Source organism: Nocardioides gansuensis (genome assembly GCF_003076135.1).
In the GTDB taxonomy this organism is placed as follows: Bacteria; Actinomycetota; Actinomycetes; order Propionibacteriales; family Nocardioidaceae; genus Nocardioides; species Nocardioides gansuensis.
Map to the genome: position 1 here is coordinate 258,443 of NZ_QDGZ01000002.1, position 24,655 is coordinate 283,097.

General features: G+C 67.9%; 21 protein-coding genes. 9 read left to right on the plus strand and 12 right to left on the minus strand.

Annotation, left to right across the window (positions count from 1 at the left end; genetic code table 11):
- Positions 1-2 precede the first annotated feature (2 nt).
- From DDE18_RS05485 to DDE18_RS23325, 6 genes are all read left to right on the plus strand, one after another.
- Complete coding sequence (locus DDE18_RS05485) at positions 3-2,045, plus strand: ATP-binding protein (protein ID WP_165821047.1); 2,043 nt, start codon at positions 3-5, stop codon at positions 2,043-2,045.
- A gap of 460 nt (positions 2,046-2,505) precedes the next feature.
- The gene (locus DDE18_RS22605) at positions 2,506-3,219 is read left to right on the plus strand and encodes a dual OB domain-containing protein (protein ID WP_133241168.1); all 714 of its coding nucleotides are present in this window, start codon (positions 2,506-2,508) and stop codon (positions 3,217-3,219) included.
- Positions 3,219-3,830, plus strand: a complete 612-nt coding sequence (locus DDE18_RS05500) for a DUF488 domain-containing protein (RefSeq protein ID WP_116571510.1) — start codon at positions 3,219-3,221, stop codon at positions 3,828-3,830. Before DDE18_RS22605 ends, DDE18_RS05500 begins: the two co-directional genes overlap by 1 nt.
- 2 nt (positions 3,831-3,832) lie before the next feature.
- Entirely contained in the window at positions 3,833-4,270 is a 438-nt protein-coding gene (locus tag DDE18_RS05505; protein ID WP_116571241.1) for a DUF488 domain-containing protein, read from the plus strand.
- 61 nt (positions 4,271-4,331) lie between these two features.
- Positions 4,332-6,107, plus strand: a complete 1,776-nt coding sequence (locus DDE18_RS05510) for a hypothetical protein (RefSeq protein WP_116571242.1) — start codon at positions 4,332-4,334, stop codon at positions 6,105-6,107.
- A 430-nt stretch (positions 6,108-6,537) separates the two neighbouring features.
- A complete protein-coding gene (locus tag DDE18_RS23325) occupies positions 6,538-6,963 on the plus strand; it encodes a hypothetical protein (protein WP_133241169.1) in 426 nt (141 codons plus the stop codon).
- Positions 6,964-6,995: 32 nt separating this feature from the next.
- Here DDE18_RS23325 and DDE18_RS05520 read toward each other — a convergent pair whose 3' ends face one another.
- The 5 genes from DDE18_RS05520 to DDE18_RS05540 all read right to left on the minus strand — a co-directional run bounded on the left by DDE18_RS05520 (position 6,996) and on the right by DDE18_RS05540 (position 14,482).
- Entirely contained in the window at positions 6,996-8,594 is a 1,599-nt protein-coding gene (locus DDE18_RS05520) for a papain-like cysteine protease family protein (RefSeq protein WP_133241170.1), read from the minus strand.
- 12 nt (positions 8,595-8,606) lie between these two features.
- Positions 8,607-9,458 (minus strand): papain-like cysteine protease family protein, encoded by an 852-nt coding sequence (locus DDE18_RS05525; protein ID WP_116571245.1) that lies wholly within the window; start codon positions 9,456-9,458, stop codon positions 8,607-8,609.
- Positions 9,458-11,059, minus strand: coding sequence for an FAD-dependent monooxygenase (locus DDE18_RS05530; RefSeq protein ID WP_165821048.1), 1,602 nt, complete (start codon positions 11,057-11,059; stop codon positions 9,458-9,460). The genes DDE18_RS05525 and DDE18_RS05530 overlap by 1 nt, the downstream gene beginning before the upstream one ends.
- Positions 11,060-11,131: 72 nt before the next feature.
- Complete coding sequence (locus DDE18_RS05535; protein ID WP_116571247.1) at positions 11,132-13,336, minus strand: ATP-binding protein; 2,205 nt, start codon at positions 13,334-13,336, stop codon at positions 11,132-11,134.
- 240 nt (positions 13,337-13,576) lie between these two features.
- Positions 13,577-14,482 carry a TIR domain-containing protein gene (locus tag DDE18_RS05540; protein WP_116571248.1) on the minus strand — a complete coding sequence of 302 codons (906 nt, stop codon included), beginning with the start codon at positions 14,480-14,482 and terminating at the stop codon, positions 13,577-13,579.
- Positions 14,483-14,817: 335 nt separating this feature from the next.
- On the opposite strand from DDE18_RS05540, the gene DDE18_RS05545 reads away from it, so the two are divergent.
- The gene (locus tag DDE18_RS05545; protein WP_116571249.1) at positions 14,818-15,270 is read left to right on the plus strand and encodes a VOC family protein; all 453 of its coding nucleotides are present in this window, start codon (positions 14,818-14,820) and stop codon (positions 15,268-15,270) included.
- Positions 15,271-15,437: 167 nt separating this feature from the next.
- Here the strand turns inward: DDE18_RS05545 and DDE18_RS05550 are convergent, their stop codons facing one another.
- Positions 15,438-15,890: a carboxymuconolactone decarboxylase family protein gene (locus DDE18_RS05550; protein ID WP_116571250.1), complete on the minus strand. Its 453-nt coding sequence runs from the start codon at positions 15,888-15,890 to the stop codon at positions 15,438-15,440.
- 140 nt (positions 15,891-16,030) lie between these two features.
- Between DDE18_RS05550 and sigJ the strand changes: the two genes are divergently transcribed.
- Complete coding sequence (sigJ, locus tag DDE18_RS05555) at positions 16,031-16,909, plus strand: RNA polymerase sigma factor SigJ (protein WP_116571251.1); 879 nt, start codon at positions 16,031-16,033, stop codon at positions 16,907-16,909.
- Positions 16,910-17,289: 380 nt separating this feature from the next.
- Here sigJ and DDE18_RS05560 read toward each other — a convergent pair whose 3' ends face one another.
- The gene (locus tag DDE18_RS05560; protein WP_116571252.1) at positions 17,290-17,580 is read right to left on the minus strand and encodes an FAD/NAD(P)-binding oxidoreductase; all 291 of its coding nucleotides are present in this window, start codon (positions 17,578-17,580) and stop codon (positions 17,290-17,292) included.
- 614 nt (positions 17,581-18,194) lie between these two features.
- On the opposite strand from DDE18_RS05560, the gene DDE18_RS05565 reads away from it, so the two are divergent.
- Complete coding sequence (locus DDE18_RS05565; RefSeq protein ID WP_116571253.1) at positions 18,195-18,920, plus strand: VIT1/CCC1 transporter family protein; 726 nt, start codon at positions 18,195-18,197, stop codon at positions 18,918-18,920.
- Between the two features lie 74 nt (positions 18,921-18,994).
- Here DDE18_RS05565 and DDE18_RS05570 read toward each other — a convergent pair whose 3' ends face one another.
- The 5 genes from DDE18_RS05570 to DDE18_RS05590 all read right to left on the minus strand — a co-directional run bounded on the left by DDE18_RS05570 (position 18,995) and on the right by DDE18_RS05590 (position 24,587).
- Positions 18,995-20,470, minus strand: coding sequence for an NAD(P)/FAD-dependent oxidoreductase (locus tag DDE18_RS05570; RefSeq protein WP_165821049.1), 1,476 nt, complete (start codon positions 20,468-20,470; stop codon positions 18,995-18,997).
- 69 nt (positions 20,471-20,539) lie between these two features.
- Complete coding sequence (locus tag DDE18_RS05575) at positions 20,540-21,571, minus strand: ABC transporter ATP-binding protein (protein ID WP_116571255.1); 1,032 nt, start codon at positions 21,569-21,571, stop codon at positions 20,540-20,542.
- Complete coding sequence (locus DDE18_RS05580) at positions 21,568-22,611, minus strand: ABC transporter ATP-binding protein (protein ID WP_211754419.1); 1,044 nt, start codon at positions 22,609-22,611, stop codon at positions 21,568-21,570. The genes DDE18_RS05575 and DDE18_RS05580 overlap by 4 nt, the downstream gene beginning before the upstream one ends.
- Positions 22,612-22,666: 55 nt before the next feature.
- Complete coding sequence (locus DDE18_RS05585) at positions 22,667-23,560, minus strand: ABC transporter permease (protein ID WP_245916465.1); 894 nt, start codon at positions 23,558-23,560, stop codon at positions 22,667-22,669.
- A gap of 85 nt (positions 23,561-23,645) precedes the next feature.
- The gene (locus DDE18_RS05590) at positions 23,646-24,587 is read right to left on the minus strand and encodes an ABC transporter permease (protein WP_116571257.1); all 942 of its coding nucleotides are present in this window, start codon (positions 24,585-24,587) and stop codon (positions 23,646-23,648) included.
- Positions 24,588-24,655 lie beyond the last annotated feature (68 nt).

A 24,655-nucleotide genomic window follows, 5' to 3' on the forward strand; every position in this document is an offset into this window, starting at 1 on the left:
GAGTGATCGACGTCCGCAGCACGACGATCAGGGTCGCGCTCGACGTTGGGTCGAAAGGGTTCACCAAGGTTGGACCGGACGGTCTCCAGACTGTTGGTGTCGTCAACTCGTACATCACGGTGCCTGCTGGCGCACACCGCGTCGTCGGCATCGTCAGCGGTGTGTACATCAGCGGTCGGCAGGAGCAGAAGGGGCGAGGCGAGCTTCTCAGTCAGGACGACACAGCTACCTACGAACTGGAAGCCACTGTTGTGGGTCGGTTCGAGGGTGACACCTTCAAGTCGGGTCTGACCGGATACCCACCGCTCCATGCGCCCGTGCAGGCGGCCACGCCAGGGGAAGTGAAGAACATCTTTCTCCCCAAGGGCGGGCCGTCGCTTCGGATCGGCACATCGGCGGTGGCCTCGGAGCAGGCGGTTCATCTCGACGCGAACCTGCTGCTCGGCCACCATTGCGCGGTCGTCGGGTCAACGGGGTCAGGCAAGTCATGCACCGTGACCGCCCTCGTCGATGGGTTGCTTGATCATGAGATCTCCAACGGGCACATCGTCATCTTCGATATCAATGGCGAGTACGCCCAGTCGTTTGCAGTCTCCACGACGCGTGGCAAGAAGACTCGACCGCTCATCCTGGGCCCGAAGCCTGGCCCGGACTCCGGGCTCTTCTTGCCGCACTGGTTCATGAACAACGAGGAGCACATGAACCTCCTCAGGGCCAGTGAGGGCGTCCAGGCTCCTGTCCTTCAGCGCTCCATCGCTGACGCGCGAGTGGCAGGTGCATCCACGAACATCGAGTTGCTTCGGCTCCAGAACCTGCTCAGCTCCATGGGAATCATCGAGGGGGCGTTCGCAAACACCAAGAGTGGGTCGGACACCGCATTCGCCCAATTGGACGGGATGAAAGCGCTGGTTGACGGGCAGGCCAGTCAGACGAGCACCTGCGCCGCTCAGTGGACGCAGATCAAGAAGATCCTCGACACAGGGATTCCGCAAGCCGGTGTTGCCAACGCGGCGTGGACCCCGCTGACAGCGCCTCAACGCGACGTGCTTGCCCGGATGTTCGTGGCGATCCGTCGAGAGGTCTCGACCGCCTTCGGAGCGCTGGGCATGGGTAGTGCCCAAGCTGCACCCGACTTTGATGCGCCAGTCTTCTACTCGCTGCAGGAGCTGTGTGACTTCTTCCTCCCCAATCGCATCCAGATGGAGCAGGCGAACGACAGCAAGATCGCTGGCTACGTCGCGACGCTCCAGATGCGGCTCAGCCGGCTTCTCGCGGACGGCCGCTATGACTTCATCACGAGGATCGAGAAGCACACTGACCCGCTGGGCAGTTACCTGAAGGCACTCATGGGGGTTGACCCGACGGGTGGGGACCCGGCGTCAGATTGGCCGGCGGCAACCCAGTATCAGGCGCAGAGTGCGTCGCACGGCGACGGCCCGTCGGTGACGATCTTTGATCTCAGCCTCGTTGCGAACGATGTCCTGGAGAACGTCACGGCCTTGCTCGGCCGGCTCCTCTTCGATTTCGCTGTTCGGAGTCAGCCCCGTGCCGAGCACCCTGTACTACTCGTCTTGGAGGAGGCGCACCGCTTCATCCCGACGCGGCAGGACCCTGTCGGCGGTGCGAGTCGCTCGGCGGCCGTCTTCGAGCGCATTGCGAAGGAGGGGCGCAAGTTCGGCCTCTCGCTGCTGCTAGCAAGTCAGCGGCCGAGCGAGCTCAGCGAAACGGTGGTAGCCCAATGTGGGACTGTCATCGCACACCGCCTCACCCATGAGGCCGACCAGAGTCTTCTCCGCCACGCGACCGCGCTCAGCTCACGTGCGCTCCTTGATCAGTTGCCCAGCCTGGCACAGCAGCACGCTCTTGTGACGGGCGTCAGCACCGGCGTGCCTGTCGCAGTTCGTGTGCGCGACGTCGAGGACCCGCCGAAGAGCGACGATCCGAACTTCATCGAAACTTGGAGTGACGCAGGCAAACTGGCCGATCTGCCGACCCATATCGACCGGGTAGTCGAGGACTGGCAGGGAGACCTTCCCACTCCGTGATGCCCGAACCGCCTCGGCTGGACGGGGGCTGTTTGCAGCGGCGCATCTTCGGGGCGAACTTCGGCGAGCTCCTCGTCGGCGCGGGTCACGGGTGGCATGACGCCACACTGTGCAACCCGGACCGCTCCTCCTGAGGATGGATTTGTGGGGTGCACCGTACGCACAAGGACAAGAAACGGCGCCCGACGCTGGAAGACATTCAAAGACGTTTTCGCAGGTCAGGCGCCGTTTCAGGCATCTAGCCGCAGGTCACGATAACCCCGAATCAGATGTCGTCGATGGGAAGGAACTGGCTTCCCGGCTGCCAGAACGGACGGTGCCACGTGGCTGTGGTGTTGAAAGCTCCGCGGGGGAGGTTGGCCGGAGCCGGTGTCCGTGAGGTTCCTTCGGCAGAAGCGATGCTTGCTCGTTAGGTCTCCCCTAGCGTTTCCCACGGGTGAAGCGTGAAGGAGGGGGCAGGGTGACTACGTTCAAGAGAATCCTGTGCCTGGCCAACTCCAAGAAGCATGGAGGGACCTGCTTCGCGGGCATCGAGATCCATTCGTCATCGGCGGGGGACTGGATACGTCCCGTCAGCGCGCGTACTGGTCACGAAGTGAACGTCGCTGAACAGACGCTGCCCGACGGCTCGCAACCGCAAGTGCTCGATGTGGTGCTCGTTGGCCTTCGGCACGCGGTCCCCAATGGCTATCAAAGCGAGAACTGGCTCCTCGATCCTGCTCATACGTGGAGACGTGTCGACCGCTGGAACTACGCCCAGGTTGAAGGCGTCATCAACCATCCACCGTCGTTGTGGACGAATGAGTCGTCTTCTACTGGGGGAGTCCATGACCGCGTGGCCGAGAAGGACCTTGCGAGGCACCGGCGTTCCATCGGCTTGATCCGCCCCGAGGGCGCGCAGATCGTAGTCGCGACCAATCGTTGGAGTGGGGCGAACGAAGTACGCGCTCGGTTCACGTACAACGGGGTCCAGTACGAACTGAAGGTCACTGACCCGATCTACCACGACCACTTTCTCGCTCGTGGTGTCGGCCGTTACCCGCTGAGCGATCGAGCGCTTATGACCGTGAGCCTCGCCGAGCCCTACACCGCGCCCCAGCCAGGCGCGCAGGCATACTCGTACAAGATCGTCGCTGCCGTCATCGAGCCAAGTGGGTCACCAGGGGGTGCGTGATGAAGGAACCGGGCACCGTCTTCACCATCGGGCACTCGACCCACGAGATTGAAACCTTCCTCGCGCTCTTGAGCACGCACCGGATCTCGGCAGTCGCCGACGTTCGCTCGACCCCTGCGAGCCGCTTCAACCCGCAGTTCAATCGTGATGCCCTCAAGTCCTTCCTGAGCAAGGCCGGCATCGCGTATGTGTTCCTCGGCAAGGAACTCGGCGCGCGCTCGGACGACCCGAGCTGCTATGTCGACGGCAAGGTGCAGTACGACAGGCTCTCGCAGGCGCCCGGGTATCGCGCCGGTATCGAGCGGCTGAAGTCGGGCAGCGCCGACCATGCGATCGCGATCATGTGCTCTGAGCGCGAGCCGCTGGACTGCCACCGCACGGTGCTTGTCTCGGAGACTCTTGTCGCCGAGGGAGTCAACGTCGTGCACATCCTCGGCGATGGAACGCTCGAGTCCCATGACCAGACGCGGCGTCGCCTTCGAGAACTCCATGGACTCGCGGAAGACGACCTCTTCCACACGGAGGAGGAGTTGGTGGCGCAAGCACTGAGTCGGCAAGAGGACCGGATCGCCTACGTCGATGATGGCGGACGAGAGGCAGTAGGGGACTGAGATTGCGACTCTTCACTATCGGCTTCACGAAGAAGTCGGCACGAACGTTCTTCGGGTTGCTCCAGGAGTCGGGAGCCTCAGAGCTGATCGACGTACGCCTCAACAACGTCTCGCAGCTCGCCGGCTTCGCCAAGCGCGACGACCTGGAGTTCTTCCTCGGGGAGATCTGCGACATGAAGTATCGCCACCTCACTTCGCTGGCCCCAACGCAGCCGATGCTCGACACGTTCAAGAAGCGCGGCGGCGACTGGCGACTCTACGAAGCCGACTTCCTCCAGCTCATGCAGGAGCGCCGGATCGAGGAGAATCTCGATCCGGCTGACATCGACAACACGGTCCTGCTCTGCAGCGAGGAGAAGCCGCACAACTGCCATCGACGGCTTGTGGCTGAGTATCTCCAGGATCGTTGGGGCGACGTAGAGATCGTCCATCTCGGCTAAGTGCTCGGCGCTGCTTCCATTTAGACCCCATCTGTCGGACGGTGCATCTAGCGTCGTCCCGATGGCTGACTACGAACTTATCGATTCGGACTCCGCGGCGATCGCACTAGCGGAGCTCCTCAACGGAAACGATCGCGTCCGTCCCACGGCCGTGGTCACAATCGCAGCTGGCCAGGACGCGCCGTACATCGACGTGCAGCAGGTAGCTCAGGAACTCGACGGCCTGGCGGACGTCTACCTCATCGCCACGGGACCCCACACCTGGACCTTCTCGCACCACATGGGCGAGGGAACGCAGGTCTACGGAGGTGCCGGGCGCGTTTACCCGGTCGGCCACGAATGGGTCCAGCACCTCTCCAAATCGCCCCTCCGATTCGCTTGGGGACGCAGCGAAGGTCCCAAGACCACGGAGCGGCTCATCAAGGACGGCCTGGACATGGCCGCGGCCGCCGGCCTCCTCGGCAAGAGCGTGCCCTCCACTCGTAGCCAGCGTCGCGAGGGCACCGTCAAGCGGGCGGACAATGAACGGGCATGGGTCGACTTCGGCGGAGGTACCTTCGATATGGGTACCGTCCCGCCGCAGCTCGCTGAGCCCGAGCTCCCGATCGAGCGGGTCCTTCGGCCAGGCATGAAGGTCTCTGGGATCCTCGACCTGGACTCCCGCTGGTTCGACATTCGAGCGAGTCGGCTGGCCCCCGCCGAGGCGCTGGCGGACTACCAAATCGGCGACGTGGTCCTCGCCCAGGTTGAGGAAGTGTCTAGTGAGACGGCGCTCGTTCGACTATTGCCGGGTGTTTCCGTCCGGCTCAACCGAGTCGACGTCACGCCGGAGGATGAGGCCGACCTTCGCACGCTCCTGACGCCCGGCGAGGTCATCGCTGCGCGTGTCCTCGGGAAGACGCCGTGGTGGTTGACCCTCCTGGGCGTGGATGAGGACCCCAGACCCGCCGCGAGCATCTACCCGGGCGGACCACCGTGGGTGGTGCAAGGCGAGGACGTCGCCGATGATGAGGAAGAGATCGACGCGGTTCCCGCTCCCTTGGCACCGCCAGTCGTCGTGCCTCCCGCCTCGTCGGTGGCCGCCGACGGTCAGGCGGATCAGGCTGCACCAAGCAGCGGCATCTCACCGGCGCAGTTGCCGGGCGCTCGAGGGCCCATCACACCTGCGCCCGCCGCGGCCCCGTTGGCCCCGGGACCGGCGGTCCGGGATCTGTCCCTCAAAGTCACGCAACTACAGTCGCAAGTCCGCTCGCTCGAGTCGCAGTTGGCGCCGCTCCGCGACGAACTCTTGGCAACACGCTACGAACGCGACCAACTCGCGGCGCTGAAGAACGCCGCGGAACGTCGTGCGGATCGCTTTGAGTCCGAGCTCAAGAAGTCCCGGTCGGCTCTACGCAAGACGGCAGGCGCGCAGGCCACGGTGGCACCGGCATTCGCTGATCCTGAGCGTGGTTTCCGGTACCTCGTCGAGACTGCATGGGCCCGACGCATCCCGGTGGGGGAGCAGCTCGCCAGGGCGTTACCCGAGTTCATCATCGGCGAGCAGTTCCTCTCCAGCGTCGAAGAGCTCCAGGGCGTCACCGCTGAGAAGGTGGCGGACGTCGCGATGGAACTAGTCACGGGGCTCGCTGAGAGCAGCTCGGGGCGGGACATGCACCGACTCCGCATTGGACCCGGAGGGGATGACCCCGTTCGACAGCGGGATGACGGCGCAGTTTGTTGGCGGCTCGCGCTCCAGGTCAACACCCCGTCGGCGCGACGGCTTCACGCCTGGCGCCTACCGAACGGCCTGTGGGATCTCTCGAGTGTCCGGAAGCACGACGACTTCGAGCCGTAGTCGCTGCGCAAGCCAGCTTCTCTTCAGGGCGCGGTTTGGGCGCGCTTTCAAGCGCGGACGGTCGCAAACCGGGACTGGCGACGCCCGAGCGCGCTGCCGACAAAGCCGCAGGTCAGCGGCTAGTTTGCTCTGATGAACGCAGCCGTTGGCAAAGACGTGTGCTCACGCTCAAGCCGTTTCGTGTCTTCCCGATGACTTCTCATGTGGAGTGCGTCGCGCAATTGGTGAAAGCCGACTCTGATGACCTGCGGCGGACCGATTGCGCTGAAGCCCGCCCAGCGGCCTTGCGTCAAGGCGCTGGCTGAAGTTGTTTTCAGCATCACCGTGACCATCGAACCCGTCCAGTACCGGGTGACTCGGCCGACGGCGTGACAGACGTTGTCGAACTCGGACAACCAGTTCCTGTCGACGACCTCCCGTAGGGTTCAATGTGTCAAGCCCGAGCGGGCTTGGCGAGGGCGAAATTGCACAGGTAGCGCTGCCGCTCGCCCTCTCGGTAGTGCGAGGTAGCCAGGTAGAGGCCCTCATCGATGGCGACGAGCTCGTCGTGGAACCGGCGGACGTGGCCAGGGTTGTTCGCGCTGTCGTGGTCGAGGAACACCACTTCTCGGTCGCTGAACAGCGACTGCGCGACGCGGGCGGTGAACTGGAAGCGCTTGACCTCCAGCGGCCCGACCCCCAGCCGGTTGAAGCCCGTGACGGCGTTGTGTTTGTTGTGCTCGAAGACCTTGCCGCGCCAGAGGCGGAGGTCTTGGACGAGGTCATCGCGGCTGGCCAGGTGAACGAGGCGTACGAGCGGGTGCTGGCGTCGGACGTGCGGTACCGGTTCGTGATCGACGTGAGCACGCTGGGCTGAACCTCGCCCCGAGTCCGCGTCGCGGCCGTCCCTCAGACGCCGTACGTCGACACCACCTGGTCCCAGTCGTAGCGGGCGCTGGTGGCCTGGCCGATCGTGGCCGTGCCACCGAGGGCGATGACGTAGTTGGCCAGGCCCTGCAGGAGAGTGAGCCACAGGCTGTGGGCAGCCGTGAACACGATGTCGCTCAGGCCATAGTCCATGGCGCCCGTGGTGCGGTCGGCGCCGCGGGTGCCGAACGTGAAGGTGCCGTCTTCGTTGGCGACGTAGCCGAACCACCTGTTGCCCGAGACTGGGTGGCCCATGTCCAGCGGCGTCCAGATCGTCGAGAAGGTCCAGTGGTCGCCGGTGGCCTCACTGGTGAGCACCGACCCGTCGTCGGGGTTGGCCCACTCCGCGCCCGAGCGCATGTCGATGTGGATGACCGCTCCGGCGGGGGAGCCGGAGCTCCAGAGGCCGGCCTCCTCCTCGTCGTACGGCTCGAAGAACGCCATCCTCTGGTCGATCGTGGAGTTGAAGTCACGCCGCCAGCGGTCGAGGAGCTGCGTGGCGGACATCGAGGGCGGCAGCGAGACCTGCACGGGGTACCAGTCGAGGTTGACCGCGCCGTAGGCGTCGTGGATGCGGTGCACCGAGCCGTCGGGCGTGAACTTGGTGAGTCGCGAGACCAGTGAGGACGACGGGGTCAGCCTCATCAGCGGGACCCACGGGTTCAGTGCAGGCGGTGGCGGGGCCGGCAGCACCGAGAACCCCCTCGCGAGGCGGGACGGTCGACGCCGGCCGCGGTTCACCGACAGGGCACCCGCCACGGTCCCCGCGGGGAAGTGCAGCACCTGGACTCCCGCCCAGTCGGTCGGCGCCAGCTCCTCGTACTTGGCCAGGAAGGTGCCCAGCCACTCGCGGTAGCGCGTGCCGGTCCCCGGGTCCACGATGTCGACGGTCGTGCCCGTGGGCGAGCCGTCGCCGGTGATGCCGACCATCACCCGGGCATGCACGGCCCAGGCGCCCGGGGCCAGGGCCTCGTCGCCGACCACCAGGAGCGGGCCGTGGTCGCGCAGGAGCTCCTCCCACCGGGCGACCGTGAAGCTCGCCGCCGGCTCCGCGCTCAGCGACAGCGCGCCCTTAAGCCGCTGCACCTGGTCGGAGAAGAGTCCGGTGTTGTTCTCGTAGGCGTCCCGGTAGAGGGTCGGCGCACCGACGCGGGCGCCGAGGTCGTCGAGGTAGCTGGGGAGAGAGAGGGACTGGCCCCGGCGCCACTGCTCCATCATCAGCGTGGCGAACGCCCAGCACGCCATCGACTTGTCCTGCTTGAGCACCGCGATGAGCCCGGGCACCGTGTAGTCCACGGCCCTGTTGAAGGCCCGCACCCGGGGGGCCCGTGGCGAGCGCCTAGTCGGACGCGCCGTCGCGTAGGGCGACTCCCGCCACGAGAGGGCGGGGGTGGTGGGCGCGGGCGGTGTGTGGGCAGGCGGTGCCGCCGGCGGCGGGGGCGGTACGACGCCGCGCGAGGGGGCCGGGACCGCGGGCCGGGCCGGCGGCTGGGGCACGCGGCGGCGCTTCGTGGTGCCGTTGCGTTGTGCGGCAGCCAGCCGGGCGAGGTCGGACTCGAGGGCGGAGAAGCGGGATGGCATGACGATCTCCCGTTAGGAGGTGGTGAGGTGGGCAAGGGTCAGCGGGAGTCCGTCGGCCGCGCCCACGCATGAGCGCAGGTCCGACCAGGACTGTTCAAGGGGAGCCGCCTCGGCGGAGCACGGGTCCATCACGTTCACCCGGGTGTCGGTGCCGTCGCTCGTCGCGCTGCTCACGACGACCGCGTGCTCACCCGGCGGAGAGGCGGCGAGCCACAGCGGCCCGTGGGCCTCGAGGGCGTCGAACACGGCTCCCGCGGTCGCGGCGGTGGTGACGGTGAGCCCCCATGCGGCGAGGTCCGCGGCGCTGCGGGCCTGCCGCCCGTCCGCGTACGGCGTCCAGGGGCCGGCGCCGGCGGGCAGCTCGTCGGACGCCGGATCGAGCCGGTCGCGCCACGCGACCAGGGACGCGGCGGCCGCCGCGCCGCAGGTGAGCCCGGGACGGACCTTCGCGATACGGACGTCGTGCGTGACCCGTCGTACCGGCGGAAGGGACGGAGAGACGGGAGGGCGTGTCGCGAGCCTCGCCGCCACCTCGCCGACGTCGAGGAGGTCATCCTGGCGGCGGAGCGTGCCGACGCGGTCCGCTCGGGCGCGGGCAGCCTCGGCTGTGTCGACCTCGGCGGCGATCACCTGGTCCAGCTCGTCGAGCCTGCGCTCGAGGGCCAGCGGGCCGAGGTCGTAGGTCGTCGCCGTGCTCATCTGCTTGCCGAGCCGGTCGAAGACAGCGTGGCTCTGGGCCGCGGACTTCGCGTCGCCGTGGTCCAGGACCGCGTCCTCGGCTGGTGCCGAGGCCGCCGGCGCCGGCGCGGGCTCGGGTACGGGCGGCGAGGCCGGATCGGGCCGGTGGGAGGCCAGGATCGTCATCAGGTCTTCCTTGAACGACTCGTCCTCCTTCGCCGGTGGCCGGGCGACCTTGGTCGGGGCACTCGGCGTCGCGCTCGGAGGCGGTGGTGCGGCGGACGGTGGCGCGCGGTCGCTGGGGGAGTCGGGGGGAAGAGAGCTTCAGCCGGAGATGCGGGACTCGCCGGAGCGTATCTGCTGCTGGTGGCGCGGACGCGCATGGTCTGGAGGTAGTCGTCGATCGCCGCGCTGTCATCGTCGCGCCCGATGGCCGCGACGTAACCGTCGGGTCGGATCAACACCCGACCTGGCAGGCCGTCATCCGGGCCCGCGAGCAAGTGGTTGCCGTCCCGCAGCGCCTCGTTGATTCTGCGGCCGTCCCGCATGCGGATGTTCGGCATCCGCTCGCCCGGCTCCGGCAGGCCCCGCACTCGACCCGGGCGCGTGATTGGACTGTCGGGGTAGGCGATCGCCAGCTGCGCCATCCGATTCGCCAGGTGCCGCCGGATCTTCGGCAGGCGCAGCAGCGGCATCCTGGCCCGCCGCAGCGCGCGCTTGATCCGCGACGGTTCGGTCGCGAAGCGCACCATGTTGTCGGTGAAGGCCATCACCTTCTGGGTCGCCGGGTACCGCTCTGCGCCATAGCTGTCGAGGAGCGAGTCTGGTGCCTGTTCGAGGACCACGTGTGCCACCTTCCAGCCCAAGTTGGCGGCGTCGTTGATGCCCAGGTTCATGCCCTGCGCGCCGGTCGGCGCGTGGATGTGGGCGGCGTCGCCGGCCAAGAACACGCGGCCGCGTCGGTAGACGTCGGTCGAGCGGATCTGGCAGCGGAAGCAGTGGAGCGTCTGAGGGTCGCGGACGACGATCTCGCCCGGGCCGCGAGCGTCGACGAGCCGCTGGATCTCCGCCAGTGTGGGCGGTGCACCCCCGCGGTCCCCGGGCACTGGAGCGGAGACGCGCCAGAGGCGCCCGTCGATCGGGATCAGGCCGAGCGCCTGCCCCCCGGCACCCCAATAGACGTGCACGTTGTCGCTGCTCTCGACACCGTCGAGTTCGGCATCAGCGAGTAGCCAGTCGAACGGATAGGGCTGCCCCACGAACGGGACGTCCAGGATGTGGCGCACCTTGCTGTGCGACCCGTCGCAGCCGGCGAGGAATGCGGTCGTGACCTGCTCCTTGAGGCCCTCAGCGTCCCGCAATGTGGTGGTCACGGCGCCGGCATCCTGAACGAAGCCCAGCAGCTCCACCCCGGACTCGACCTTCCCGCCGAGCTCGGCAAGCCGCGACCGGAGCACCCCCTCCGTTCGGTGCTGCGGCAGGTGCAGCATGAACGCGTAGTCCGAGTCTGCGTAGGTCATGTCGATGCCGACCTGTCGCCGGCCGTCGAAGTAGACGCTGACCCCCGTGGTCCGGTGCCCGTTCGCCAGCAGTTCGCCGGCCAGGCCCATCATGTCAAGGGTCTCCAGGGTGCGGGGTTGGATGCCGATCGCCCGGCTGAGCTTCGGCAGCCCGGGATCCTTGTCGATGACGCGCGTACGCACGCCACGTGAGATCAGCTGGATCGCGAGCGTCAGGCCGGTGGGCCCGGCCCCTACGACCAGCACGTCGAGGTCTGTGGTCTCCATGCACCGACTCTGCGCCGGGGCGAGATCCGAGGGGTCCGTGGGACTACGTAACATCACCACGCAGGTCGGTCATCAGCCCCGCTTCGTGCGCCCACACGGTGAGCTGTCCGCGGGTGTTGAAGCCGAGCTTGGCGAGCACTCGGCTGACGTGCGTCTCGACCGTCCGTACCGACAGGACAGTTGCTCGGCGATCTGGCGATTCGTCAGCCCCCGGGCCGCCAGGGTTGCGATCTCGCGCTCACGCTCCGTGAGCCTTGGCGAGGTGCCGACGTGCCAGGGGTCCTCGGGCCGTGGGTCGAGGCCGGCGGCGATCAGCTCGCTGATCCCCATGGTGCGGCCCTCGGCCTGCAACCGAATGGCTGCCGAGCCAACCTCGGCGAGAACTGGCGCCAGCCAGCCCTCGAGCAGAGTCCGGATGAACTGCGGCCGATTGGTCTGGTCGGCCTGCTCGTGGGCCGAGGCGGCGCCCGCCAGCCGGAGCGCTGTCCGCGGCCGACTTCGCCGCGCGGCAAGACCGGCCAGGATGCTCAACGCGATCGGAATCCCGAATCGGTCCCCCACGTCGACAACGGCCGGAACCGCATGTGCGAGAGCTGCCTCCGCTCCGCTTAGGTCGCCCATGTCCATCCTCACCGCCCCGAGGAGATACCCGGCACGGGCCGACGTGACGGGCTGGCCCAATTCAGCACACCGCTGCGCGCATGCCTCCAGCCGATCCCGCGCAAGCTCCAAGTCCCCGGCGAAGTGAGCCAGGGCGCCGCCGAGCCACAGCGCAATCGCCAAGCCCACGGCGTCCCCCGAGGCCTCGTGAAGTGCGAGCGACTGCTCGACGTCGTCGCGGGCGCCAGCCGGGTCACCGATGACGCCCCGGACACGGCCCCTGGCCAACAACGCGTCGGCCTCCCTGCTGCGGTCCCCTGTGGCGCGAGCCGCCGAGAGGGCCTCATCAAGGAGCGGCAGCGCGACGCCGCGATCGCCCTGGTCGGTCGCGAGCCAGGCCTCGCCGATGAGCGCGTCTGTGAAGTCGGGTTCGCCAACCGTCGCGTGCTGCCGTAGGTCGGCCAGGCGTCGACGCCCCTCGGTGAAATAGCCGCGGATGGTCCAGAAGCCGGTCAGCCGATTGGCCATCCGCAGTGCCACGCCAGGGTCCGACTCGGAGTAGTGATCGAGGGCCGCCCGGAGGTTGTCGTGCTCGCGCTCAACGGTGTTCAGATCCGCACGGTCGGGCGTGGCCGGCGGCCGCGGCATGGGCTCGACACGCCGGAAGAACGCGTGAGCGTGCGCGTCACGGGTTGCCCGCAGCTCCTCGCCTGCGGCAAGTTGCTCGGCTGCGAACTCACGCACGGTTTCCAACATCGCGAATCGCGGAACCCCCCCAGCGTCCGCACGGCGCAGCAGGCTGTGATCGACCAGTTCGGCCACCGCATCGAGAACCGACCCGTCTGAGCCGACGGCTGCACACACCTCAGTGAGCGCGTCGAGATCGATGCCCCCACGAAAGACCGAGCAGACGGCGAACAGTCGCTGCGCCTGATCGCTCAACAGCTCGTGGCTCCACGCGATCGTGGCTCGAAGCGTGCGCTGGCGGTCTGGCACGTCACGGTTGTTGCTCACCAGAAGGGCAAGCGAGTCGCCGAGCCGCTCGAGAATCGCCTCGGGAGGTAGCACACGAACCCGGGCTGCAGCCAACTCGATCGCCAGCGGCAGTCCGTCGAGTCGCTCGGCGATTCCCTCGAGCGTGGATGAGTTCGCCTCCGTCAACACGAATCCGGGATCCGAGGCGGCGGCCCGGGCTGCGAAGAGTTGCGGCGCCTCCGACAACGGCGGCACCGGCAGTTCCTGCTCCCAGGAGACATGAAGGGGCGCGCGACTCGTCGCCACGACCCGCACCCTCTCGGTCGCAGCGAGGAGGTCGGCGACGAACCCGCTCGCCTCAAGTACCTGCTCCATGTTGTCGAGCACCAACAGCAGGTCCCGACCCACCAGGTTGGCCACGATGTGATCGAGCAAAGGGGTTCCGCGAGAGTCCTGGAGCCCGAGCCCCCCGGCGATCTCGACCGGCACCAGCGCGGGGTCCCGGACGGCCGCCAGCGGCACGAAACTCGCGCCATCCGCGAATTCCGCTGCCGACCTGCGCGCCAACTCAATCGCGAGGCGAGTCTTGCCCACGCCACCCGGACCGGTCAGCGTGAGCAGCCGCGACCCGGCCAGCAGGCTTCGCGCCTGTGCCAATTCGGTTTCGCGTCCGACGAAGCTCGTCGGGGGTTGCGGCAACACGCCTCATCGTTACACCCCCGCCGTCGGTGCGACTGCGAATCGGGACGGCCCCGACAAGATTCCCCGTCGTCGACTGCGGTGTTTCACGAGTGAACTCAATTGCTACACACACTGTGTGCTGCCTGCGTCGCCGAACCGGGAGCCGCGCGTGCTGAGAGGTACGTCATTGCGCCGCCTGCCGGCGCGTCGCCAAAGCATCCGGATCTGCTTGTTATGTACGTGATCTCGAAGGAGTGACGCTCAGGAGCTGGCGATCGAGCGCCACTCCTCGAGCTTCGTCGCAATCAACTCGGCGCGGCGCTGTTGGTCACTGCTATCCAGGATGGTCAGGTCCTCGGGGTCGGCACGCAGGTAGACCCCGGACGTGCGCGCCCTTATGGTGGGGTCGGCGTCTGCACGGGTGGTCCAGTAGCCGGCGGCCCGGTCGATGGACTCGAGCCTGATCTCCCCGGTGCCCTCGAGCTGGGGCGCGTCGGGGTGTCGGGGACGTTCGCCGTTCCAGTAGTAGAAGATCCCGGAGGGATCACTCATCTCCTTCGATGCCTCACTCCAGTAGCGCGCCGACAGCGTGCCGTCCTCCTGCCAGCTTCGGCCGTTCACCTCCAACCCGCCATGACGATTCCGCGAGATCCGCAGCAGGCTCACGGCCGAGGGCTCAAGCTCGGTGCGCACGGTCAGGGAGTGCTGCCACCACTCTCCCTCGATGCGCGCGAGCCTGCCCTCGTTCTCGATCGCATGGCGGAGCTTCTGGTTGATCGACTTGATCTCCGTCGAGGTGGTCTTGGCGTACCGCACGCACGTCAGGCCGAGCAGGTCGCTGGGGAGCTTCGCGCCGTTGGCATGGAGGATGAACGTCCGTCGCATGCCGAGTGCGCCACCGAACAGACCCGCCTCGAAGACCACATTGTCGCGCGGGGACGCCTGGCCCAGCGCGTCGGCATGGGAGGTCCAATCGTCCTGGGCGAAGACGAACGCGGCGAAGTCAACCTCGCGGGTGAGTTCGACAAGCCGCTCCAGCGTGGAGGTGCCGGGATTGAACGTCGTGGTCCACGGCTCGACGTCGGCCACCGGCTCGAGGCCGCGGGTCAGCGACTCGAGCAGCTTCGCCTGCTGGCCGGACGAGCCGAGAAAGACGCGTGGCTTCATCGTGAACTCCTGACGAGGCGACGTGCGACGTACGCCGTGGCAGGCATCCTAGTAGCGGGACCGAAGGCCTACTTGACGCTCGCCTCGGATGTGTCCGGTTTGGTCAAAGGAGCCGGGCTTGACCACGGTCACGGTGTGGGCAAGAGACACCGCGGAGCGGTGGGAAGTCCTCTTCCGAGCTCCCTCGCGGCGCGGGTCGTAGGCGCACGCTACTGCCGCGTCGTTCGCTGCTCGGGTCGACGCCGGGTGAATCGGGCGGGAAGCCTCGGCCACCTCGCCCGAGCCCCCGACCTCTGAACATCCGAGCCGTCGGTGGCCGGGTCTAGTGTCGGGACATGGTGACTTGGCAACTCACGATCGACTCGAACGATCCGGCACGGATGGCTCGGTTCTGGGCGCCCCTGTTGGGTTATGTGCCCGAGCCGCCGCCCGACGGCTTCGATTCCTGGCTGGCCTACTACCAGTCCGTCGTGCCCGAGGAGAATCTCGGCGGCGACCCCGACGACTACATCGATCGGCTCGTCGACCCAGCTGGTGAAGGGCCGAAGATCTGGTTCCAGCCGGTGCCGGAGAAGAAGACAGTCAAGACCCGGTTCCACTTCGACATCTACGTCGCCGACCGCTCCGCCCCGATGGAGGAGATTGTCGCGACAGTCGATGCCAAGGTGGCCGCGCTGGTCGACCTCGGCGCCACCATCGATCATCCGAACCGGGTCGACACCGACACCCTGCAGCGGTACTCCGTCGTGATGCACGATCCGGAAGGAAACGAGTTCTGCGTGGCGTGAGGCCCTGGTGTGGAAGAAGCCCACCGTTCTGCCGCGATCCGCACTACTGGTGCGTCTTACCGCTGCCTTGCGCGCTCGTGCCTGAGTACGCCGCAACTGTCCGGGTGTACCGGGCAAGAGGGCGGTGACGCGATGCGCCGCCCTCTGACCTTCCGTCTGAGCCGCTGTCAGGGGGCGACCGGGTAGTGGCTTGCGATGGCGATCCGGTTCCAGGTGTTGATGACGATGGTGAGCAGGATGACGGCTGCAATCTGCTTCTCTTCCAGAACGCCCTCGATGTCGACCTTCGGGGCCGGGGCGGTATGCTCGTCGCCGATCCGGGTGATTCGTTCGGCCAGGGCGAGGGCGGCCTGCTCCTGCGGGGTGAAGTACTCCGACTCCCACCAGGCCGCGACGAGGGCGAGGCGGTCGGTGGTCTCGCCCTTCTCGAGCGCGTCGCGCGTGTGCATGCGCAGGCAGAAGGCGCAACCGTTGAGCTGCGAGGCGCGCACCTTGACCAGCTCGACGAGCAGCGGGTCGAGGCCTGCGGTCACCGCGGCCTCCTCGGCGGCCTTGTCTGCGGCGAGCTGGGCCTCGTAGGCAGCCGGGAAGAGCTTGGTGAGGTTGACGTGCGGCAGCATGATGACTTCCTGTCCTCGATGGCCCGGCGGTTCGCGGGCGTTCTCTGAGATGACGACGCGGCGCCCCGAGGTGTGAGGTCGTGACCTCACATTCGGGCCGTGCGCCTCGTCACCATGGCGTGAGCAGCGAAGGAGCCCCGATGGACGAGCTTGACACCGTGATGGCGGAGCGGCGCCGGCTGATCGCCCTCGCCTACCGCCTGCTCGGCACCCTCGAGGAGGCCGAGGACGCGGTGCAGGAGACCTACCTCCGCTGGTACCGCCTCGCGGGGAAGGAGCGCGCGGCGATCGGCAACCCACAGGGCTGGCTGACCCGGGTCGCGAGCAGGATCTGCCTCGACGTGCTGAAGTCGGCGCGCGCCCGGCGGGAGCAGTACGTCGGCGAGTGGCTGCCCGAGCCGGTGCCGGCGGGTCTCCTCGGCGACGGCGCGACCCCCGACCCGGCCGATCGAGTGACCCTCGACGACACAATCAGCACCGCCCTACTCGTGCTCCTCGACACGATGACGCCCGCCGAGCGGGTGGCATTCGTGCTGCACGACGTGTTCGCACTGCCCTTCCCCGAGATCGCCGAGATCGTCGGCCGCTCCCCGGCGGCGGTACGGCAACTCGCGACCGCCGCCCGGCGACGGATCGCCGACCACCGCAGCATCGTCGCCCCGCCCGCCGAGCACGATGCGGTAGTCCGCGCGTTCCTCGCGGCCGCCGGCGGCGCAAACCTCGACGCGCTCACCAGGCTGCTGGACCCGTCGGTCACGCTCCGCTCCGACGGTGGCGGCGTGGTGAGCGCGGCCCGAAACCCCGTAGTCGGACCCATGCGAGTCGCACGGTTCCTACTCGGCGTCCTCACCAAGAGGCCGACCTGGGCGGTCTCGGAGCGGGTCACCGCCGACGGACTCGGGTTCACCCTGACCGAACGCGGCGAGGTGCGAGCAGTTGTCAACCTGCGAGTCGCCGGCGGACTGGTCACCGACGTGTGGATGGTGGTCAACCCCGGCAAGCTCACCGGCTGGCGCTAGATCGTCTCGGTCGGCCGTTCATCGGCGCCATGGCCAGATGACGATGCCCCTCCACTGCCGTGCGGCGGTGCGTCATACCGGCGCGTCCTACCGCCGCGTGTCGGCTACGCTGATGCGACTGACTCTTTCGAAGTTGGGCACGTCGGGCGAACCCGAGGAAGCCATGGCCGAACTTGAGTGGGCGGGCCGTAGGGGTACCCACTGCAAAGTTCAACGTTCCGCCAAGATGCCCAGGCCGGGTACGCGAACGCCTACGGTCGGCTGAGTGACGTCTGATGACCACGCCGAACGGCCACAGCTCTTGGGTTCGTCAACCGATTGATCTATCACACCGCGCCCGAAGAGGCGTTTCTGCCGGTGAGACCGGGCGCAACGGTTCTCTACGGTCTGAACGGCGCTGCCACCGAGCCCAGGTCGCGCGGCCGGGCGCCGGAGGCGACGACCAGTCCGTCGAACTCGGTCCGCTCTCGGTCGTCGACGACGACAGTCCGGCCGGGGAGATCGACTCGGCTCGCCCGTGCCCCCAGGCGCCAGACGACGTCCGGGACCTCATCCGTGATGTCCAGGTGCCGCCGTTCGGTCGTTCCCGTCATGAATCCCTTGGACAGGGGGAAGCGGTCAAAGGGACGGCGGCGCTCGCCACCACCTACCTCGAAGTCGTCAGCACCCACGGGACCAGGCTCTCGCCCCAGTGCGGACGGCCACCGAGCTCGGAGTCGACTGATTGATGGGCGGCACCTGGATCGAGGCGACCCTCGCCCTTCTGCAGGGCACATCCATCGGAAACCTGCCCTTCCCCGGCGAACCCGTGGGGCACCCCACCTGACTCGCCGGAGACCCCCGACGGCATCGCCGTTGACTGCCGGCTGCGCCGGCGTCGACCTTCTGGCATACCGCGCCACCGATGCCGACCATCTCGACCTCGTCCGTGCCGCCCGCGCAGCCGCGAGCGGCCGCCTGGTCGTCGCCGGCTCCATCACCGGCAACGACCAGATCCAGGCACTTGCCGCAGTTGGGCGGACGCCATCACCATCGGATCCGCCGCGTTCGACGGCTCGCTGCAGCTGCACGCCGGCGCCCTCCGCGCCCAGCTCGCTCCGGTGGTGGCCCTGTAGCGAGCCGGGTCGGTTCGGTCCCTCCCAGAAAGCAGTCAGAAGGCCTTGTCGGGGCATTCTTGGCCCTATTAGGAAAGGCTTTGCTCGGGTCCCTGGCGCCAGCGGGGTCGGTCCTTAGCAGAGCCTTTCCTTCGTTGCGGGCCGCCTGCTATGAAAACTAGAATTTCGGCATGACGCAAGCCACACTTTCTGTTGCTGGTCCTGCCGAGGTAGGACATGTCCATGCCGACGTCTCCGGCGGGTGGCTTCGCGCCTCCGTGTTTGGTGCGATGGATGGTCTGGTGACAAACATCGCGCTGGTCTCAGGCGTCGGGGCGGCTGGCGCCAACCCCCGTTTCATCGTGCTCACCGGCATGGCCGGACTCGTCGCCGGGGCATTTTCAATGGCGATGGGTGAATACGCCTCCGTAAAGACCCAAAATGAGCAGGTCGACCGGGAATGGGCGCGCGAGGTCGAGGAAATCCGGAACAACCCGGAAATGGAAGAGCTCGAGCTCGCCCACATGTTCGCCGAAATGGGGATGGGCGAACAGACCGCACTCGCGGCGGCTCGTGACATTCATGCGGACCCCGAACAGGCGGCGCTCGTCCACGTCACTCACGAGTTGGGGCTGGACCCGGAGGACAAGCCGTCGCCCAAGGTGGCCGCGATCTCGTCCTTCCTCACCTTCTCCTTGGGCGCCCTCGTGCCCCTGATCCCGTTCCTGCTCGGATTCGCCTCGCTCGCGGCCGGGCTGATCGTCGGCGCGATCGGACTCTTCATCGCCGGTGCGATCGCCTCGCTCGCCACCAGCCAGGCCTGGTGGTGGAGCGCCACCCGTCAGCTCCTCTTCGGCGCACTGGCCGCCGGAGCGACATACCTGGTCGGCCTCCTCATCGGCGTGAACGTGAGCTGACGACGAATCGTCGAGAATAGGCCACGCCGGAGGGGCCCCGCGGACAACCGTGGGGCCCCTCTCGGCATGGTGGGTCAGCTCGGCGGCAGGAACGGCTGGACCAGTCGTGCGCGCTTGGCCGGCTTGGCGGTGCGATCCTCATAGTTGTCCGAGGCATCCAGCGTCTTGGCGATGAGCCTGGAGGCGACGAACCGGATGGGCTCGGGCTCCCAGTTGCGGGTGTGGTAGCCCACCCACGGCAGGGACGTCAGGTCGGTGCTGTGGCCCAGGACCAGGTCGCGCATGGTGCGGCCGGAGATGTTGGCAGCGACGACGCCGTGCCCCCCGAACGCCCCCACGAAGCCGAGTCCGGTCTTGCGGTCGAACGTCGTCCTCATGCACCAGTCCCGGGGAACGGCCAGGGAACCGCCCCAGTGGTGGGTGATTCGGGCCTCCGAGGCGGCTGGGAACGCCTGGCGCAGCGTGTCGCAGAGCCGCTGGAAGACGCCGGCGTCCCGCTCGTTGCTGGGGGAGATGGGGTCGGTCAGCCGGTACGGTGCGCCGCGTCCGCCCAGCGCGATCCGGCCGTCGATCGTCCGCTGGGCGTAGTAGTAGAGGTGCCTCATGTCCGCGATCCCGAGGCCATCGCGCCAGCCGAGCTCGTCCCAGATCTCCTGCGAGAGGGGTTCGGTCGCGATCATGAGGGAATAGAGCGGCAGGAACCCGCGGCGCTGGCCCCGCTCGCGAATGGTGAAGGACTCCGTGGCCCGGATGACGACATCGGCCGAGACCCGGCCGCCGCGGCACTGCACCACCTTCGGGCTCACGCGTTCTGCCGGGCTCTGCTCGTAGATCTTGACACCGAGCCGCTCGCAGGCGTCGGCGAGGCCACGAGCGAGCCGCGCGGGATCGACCCGAGCGCAGTGCGGCGTGAAGCACCCTGCGAGGACACCGGCAGCGCCCGGGACGAAGTCGGCGCACTCCTCGGCCGTCAGAAACCGGATGTCCTCGGGGCGCAGCCCGAAGCCGTGCTTTGCCTCCACCTTGGCCCGAACACGCTGTGCTTGTGGCTCGGTGGTGGCCAGGGTCAGCGCGCCCTCCTTGTTGTAGCCGCAGTCGATATGCTCCGCCGAGATCACCCGGCCGATCTCGTCGACCCCGTGGTGGGTCTCGCGCTCGGCGCGCAGGACGCTGTCCCAACCACTGACCCGGGCGTAGCGCGACCCGCTGCCGGCGATGCCGGCCGAGACGAATCCGCCGTTGCGACCGGCGGCACCGAAGCCCGCGATCTCGGCCTCGATCACGGTGACCCGCAGGGAGGGGTCCGCGGCCTTGAGGTAGTAGGCCGTCCACAACCCGCCGAAGCCGGCACCGACGATCGCGACATCACACGTGTGGTCACCCGAGAGCTTCTCTCTCGGCGTGAGATCGCGGACGACCCCCTCGAGCCACAGGCTCCGCGCCCACGGGTTCTCGGGTGCTGGTGGAACCCTGTCGCCGAGTCCTCCGGCGCTGGATCGCCCGGGACTCCCCGGGGCGTGGGTGTCGAGCCGGCGGGACTGGAACTGCATGGTCGTGCTCCTCATGAGTGTGGTGGGGGGTTCAGCGGCCGGCCCGGAAGGGTGGAGCCGACCTTTCGGTCAGCGGTCCCAGAAGTGGCAGGTGGTGGAGTGGTCGTCTCCGGGCCAGGCGAGTGGGGGCGTGGTGGTGTGGCAGAGGTCTTGGGCCAGTGGGCAGCGGGGGTGGAACCGGCAGCCGGGTGGGGGGTCGATGGGGCTGGGTGGTTCGCCCTTGAGGCGTGTGACGAGGTCGGCTTCGGTGTGGTGGGCGGGGTCGTGTTGTTCCTCGGCCAGGGACGCAGCGAGTAGGACCCGGGTGTAGGGGTGGCGGGGGTTGGTGAACAGTTCCTCGCGGGGGGCTTCCTCGACGATCTGGCCGAGGTACATCACCGCGACCCGGTCGCACAGGTAGCGCACCACGCGCAGGTCGTGGGAGATCAGCACCAGGGTGAGGTCGAGCTGGTCCTTGAGGGCGACCAACAGGTTGAGGATCTGGGCTCGGATCGAGGCGTCGAGCGCAGAGGTCGGCTCGTCGCAGATCAGGAACTTCGGCTTCAACAGCAGCGCCCGGGCGATGACGAGCCGTTGCAACTGGCCGCCGGAGCACTCACGCGGGAAGCGCTCGAGCATGTCCTCCTCGAGACCGACCTTCGCCAGCATCTCGGCGATCCGCGCGGCCCGTTCGGCCTGGTCCTTCATGCCGTGGTGCCGCAGCGGGGCGTGCAGGCTGGTGCCCAGCCGCATCTTGGGGTCGAACGCGCCGTAGGGGTCCTGGAAGACGAACTGCATCGTGCGGCGCAGTGCCTTGAGGTCGCGGGCCTTGAGTCCGGTGATCTGCTGGCCGTCGAGGGTGATGTGGCCGGAGTCCGCAGTCACGGCCTGCAGGATGGTGCGGGCCAGCGTGGACTTTCCGCACCCGGACTCGCCCACGAGTCCGAGCACCTCGCCCTTGCCGACTTCCAGGGACACCCCGTCGACGGAGTGCACTCGCTTGCCGCGACCGGCGGGGAAGTGCTTGACCACCCGGTCCAGGGTCAGCAACGGCTGGTAGGTCGCTGGCCGCTTCCCGGGGGCGGCGACCTCGGCGGTGTGGATGGTGACCGGTGTGCTCATCGTGCCTCCGCGTGCTCGGGTGCCGCGTGGCAGCGGCTGTGGTGGTCGTGGTCGCCGCAGATGTGCAGGGTGGGTTCTGCGCCGCTGCACTGGGCGGTGATCCCGAGTTCGGCGGCCTTGGGGCAGCGGGGCAGGAACCGACAGCCGTGCTGCATCGCCCTGGCCTGGGCCACGCTCCCGGGGATGGAGTACAGCTGGCCGCGTTCGGCCTCGAGCAGCGAGGCCTTGAGCAGCGCCTCGGTGTAGGGGTGCTGGGGGTTGGTGAAGATCTCCTGGGTCGTCCCGTTCTCCACGATCCGGCCTGCATACATCACCGCGACGCGGTCGGCCATCGAGGACACGATGCCCAAGTCGTGAGTGATCAGCAGGATCGACAGGCCGAGGGTGTCGCGCTTGGTCTTGAGCAGGTCCAGGATCTGTGCCTGCACGGTGACGTCGAGTGCGGTGGTCGGCTCGTCGGCGATCACCAGTTCGGGGTCCGCGCTGAGTGCCGCGGCGATCATCACCCGCTGGGCCATGCCGCCGGAGAGCTGGTAGGCGAACGAGGAGGCCCGGCGGGCGGGCTCGGGGATACCGACATCGCGCAGCATCTCCACCACCCGCGCCCTGGCTTCGCGGCGGCCGACCTTGCGGTGCCGGCGCAACGCCTCCGAGACCTGGCCACCAACACGTGCGGTGGGGTCCAGCATCACCTTCGGCTGCTGGAACAGCATGGCCACCTTGTTGCCCCGGACCTCGTTGAGGCGCTTCGGGGCCATCGCCAGCACGTCCTCGCCGTCCAGCAGGGCGGTCCCGCCGCTCACCTCCGCCCCCGGCGGCAGGAGACCCATCATGGTCAACGCGGTCAGGCTCTTGCCCGACCCCGACTCACCCACCAGCGCCACGATCTCACCGCGCCCCACGGTCAGGTCCATGCCGTCGATGGCGGGACCCCCGCCGATCTCGGGGAACTCGACGCGGAGATCGCGGATCTCCAACAGGGGTGCGGCGACGTGCCTCGGCATCCCGACATCGACGATCGGCTCCACCATCTCGCTCATGCCGTTCTCCCTTCAAGGATTCGTTCGGTCGGGCTCGTCGCAGGGGATTGGACGGTCACAGGGCCTCTCCCTCGTCGAGCGCCGAGCCGTGAACGGGCGTGGGCGCGCCGGGCGCACCGCTGGCAACGGAGCGGCGGCGACGCGACTTCTTCTTCTTGTCCAGGCCTTGTCCGATCAGGGTCACGCTCAGGGCGGCGAGGAAGATCGCTGCGCCGGGAAGGATCCCGACCCAAGGGGCGCGCTCCATGTAGGGCTGGGCGTCCAAGAGCATGGCGCCCCAGTCCGAGTCCGGTGGCTGCACGCCCAGGCCGAGGTAGGACAAGGCACCCACGGTGATCAGCTTGTGCCCGAACCGCAGGAAGCTCATCGCCGCCACCGGGGGGAGCGCGTTGGGGATCACGTGGCGGAACAGGATGAACCACTTCGGGGAGCCAAGGACCTCCGCGGCCTCGACGTAGTCCTTGGCGTTGATCTCCAGTGCCAGGCCGCGCATCAGGCGGGCGAAAGGAGTCCAGCCGGCGATGGTGAGTGCGGCGATCAAGGTGCCGTAGCCGGTCCCGAACAGGGCGATCAGGAACAGCGCGACCACGACGTCGGGGAAACACACCAGGACGTCCACCGCGCGCATCACCAGCTCGTCTACCCAGCCACCACGGCGGGCCGCGAGGGCACCGAGGATCACCCCGGACACCGCGCAGATGGCCAGCGTGATCCCGGCGATGGTCACCGAGAAGCGCCCTCCCCACATCAGCCTGGAGAGCACGTCGCGACCCATGTGGTCGGTGCCCAGCCAGTGCTCGGCCGAGGGTCCGGCCAGCCTGTTGCCCAGGTCCTGGATGGCTGGGTCGTGCGGCGCGATCCACGGCGTGAGCACGAGGACCAGGAGGAACAGCGCGAGCATGGCGACCCCGAGCGCGAAGGTCCAGTGCCTGCCACCGATGCCGCGCACGAGGGACTCGAAGATGTTCGGCCGATGGGAGGGTGGACCGACACGGCGCCAGGGCTCGCGTGTCGTGGGCGGAGGGGCTGTCAGACTAGGCATTGGTCACCTTGATCGCTGGGTTGAGGACGCTGTAGAGCAGGTCGGTGACCGTGTTGATCAGGACCGCGAGGGTGAGGATCAACATCAGCCCGCCCTGGATGACTGGTACGTCGTTGTTCACGACGGCGGTGTAGAGCAGGCGGCCCATCCCCGGGACGTTGAAGATCACCTCGATCACCACGGCGCCGCCCAGCAGTCCCGCGAACCAGAACGAGAACAGCGTCATCACCGGCAGCATGCTGTTGCGCAGCCCGTGCCGCAGCAGGGTCACGGGGAAGGACAGTCCGCGGCTGCGGGCCGCGGTGATGTACGGCGCGGCCAGCACTTCGCTCATCGCCGCCCGGGTCACCTGGGTGAAGTAGCCCAACGGCCGCAGTGAGAGCGCGACCGCCGGCAAGACGATGAACGCTGGACCGGTCCAGCCCCCTGAAGGCAGCCAGCCCAGGTAGCGGGCGAAGACCAGCACGAGCACCGGACCCACCCAGTACTCCGGTGCGGAGACGGCGCTCTGGGAGATGAAGGTGATCGCGTTGTCGAGCCGCCCACCACGCCTCGTCGCCGCGGCGATGCCCAGCGGCAGCGCGAAGACGAGCGCCAGCAGCAAGGCCGCCAGGGCCAGGGTGATGGAGACGGACAACGCCGGCGTGACCAGCTCGCCCACCGGGGTCCGGCTCGTGTAGGAGAACCCAAAGTCGCCGGTCACGGCTTGCTTCAACCAGTCGAAGTACTGCACGAAGATGGGCCGATCCAGGCCGAGCTCCCGAGTCAGTGCCTCCACCTGTGCCGGCTCCAGACCCGGGTCGTTCACGCGAGCCTGCAGGATCTTTCGGGCGGGGTCGCCCTCCCCGGCGTAGGGGATCAAGAACGCCAGCACCGAGATCACCAGCAGCGTGACCGACAGGACCAACGACCTGCGCAACAAGAACATCAACATCGAGGACACCTCCGGAGTGGCCGTGGTCGGCTACGTGAGCCGTTGGGGACCGAGGGCCGGCTCGGCTG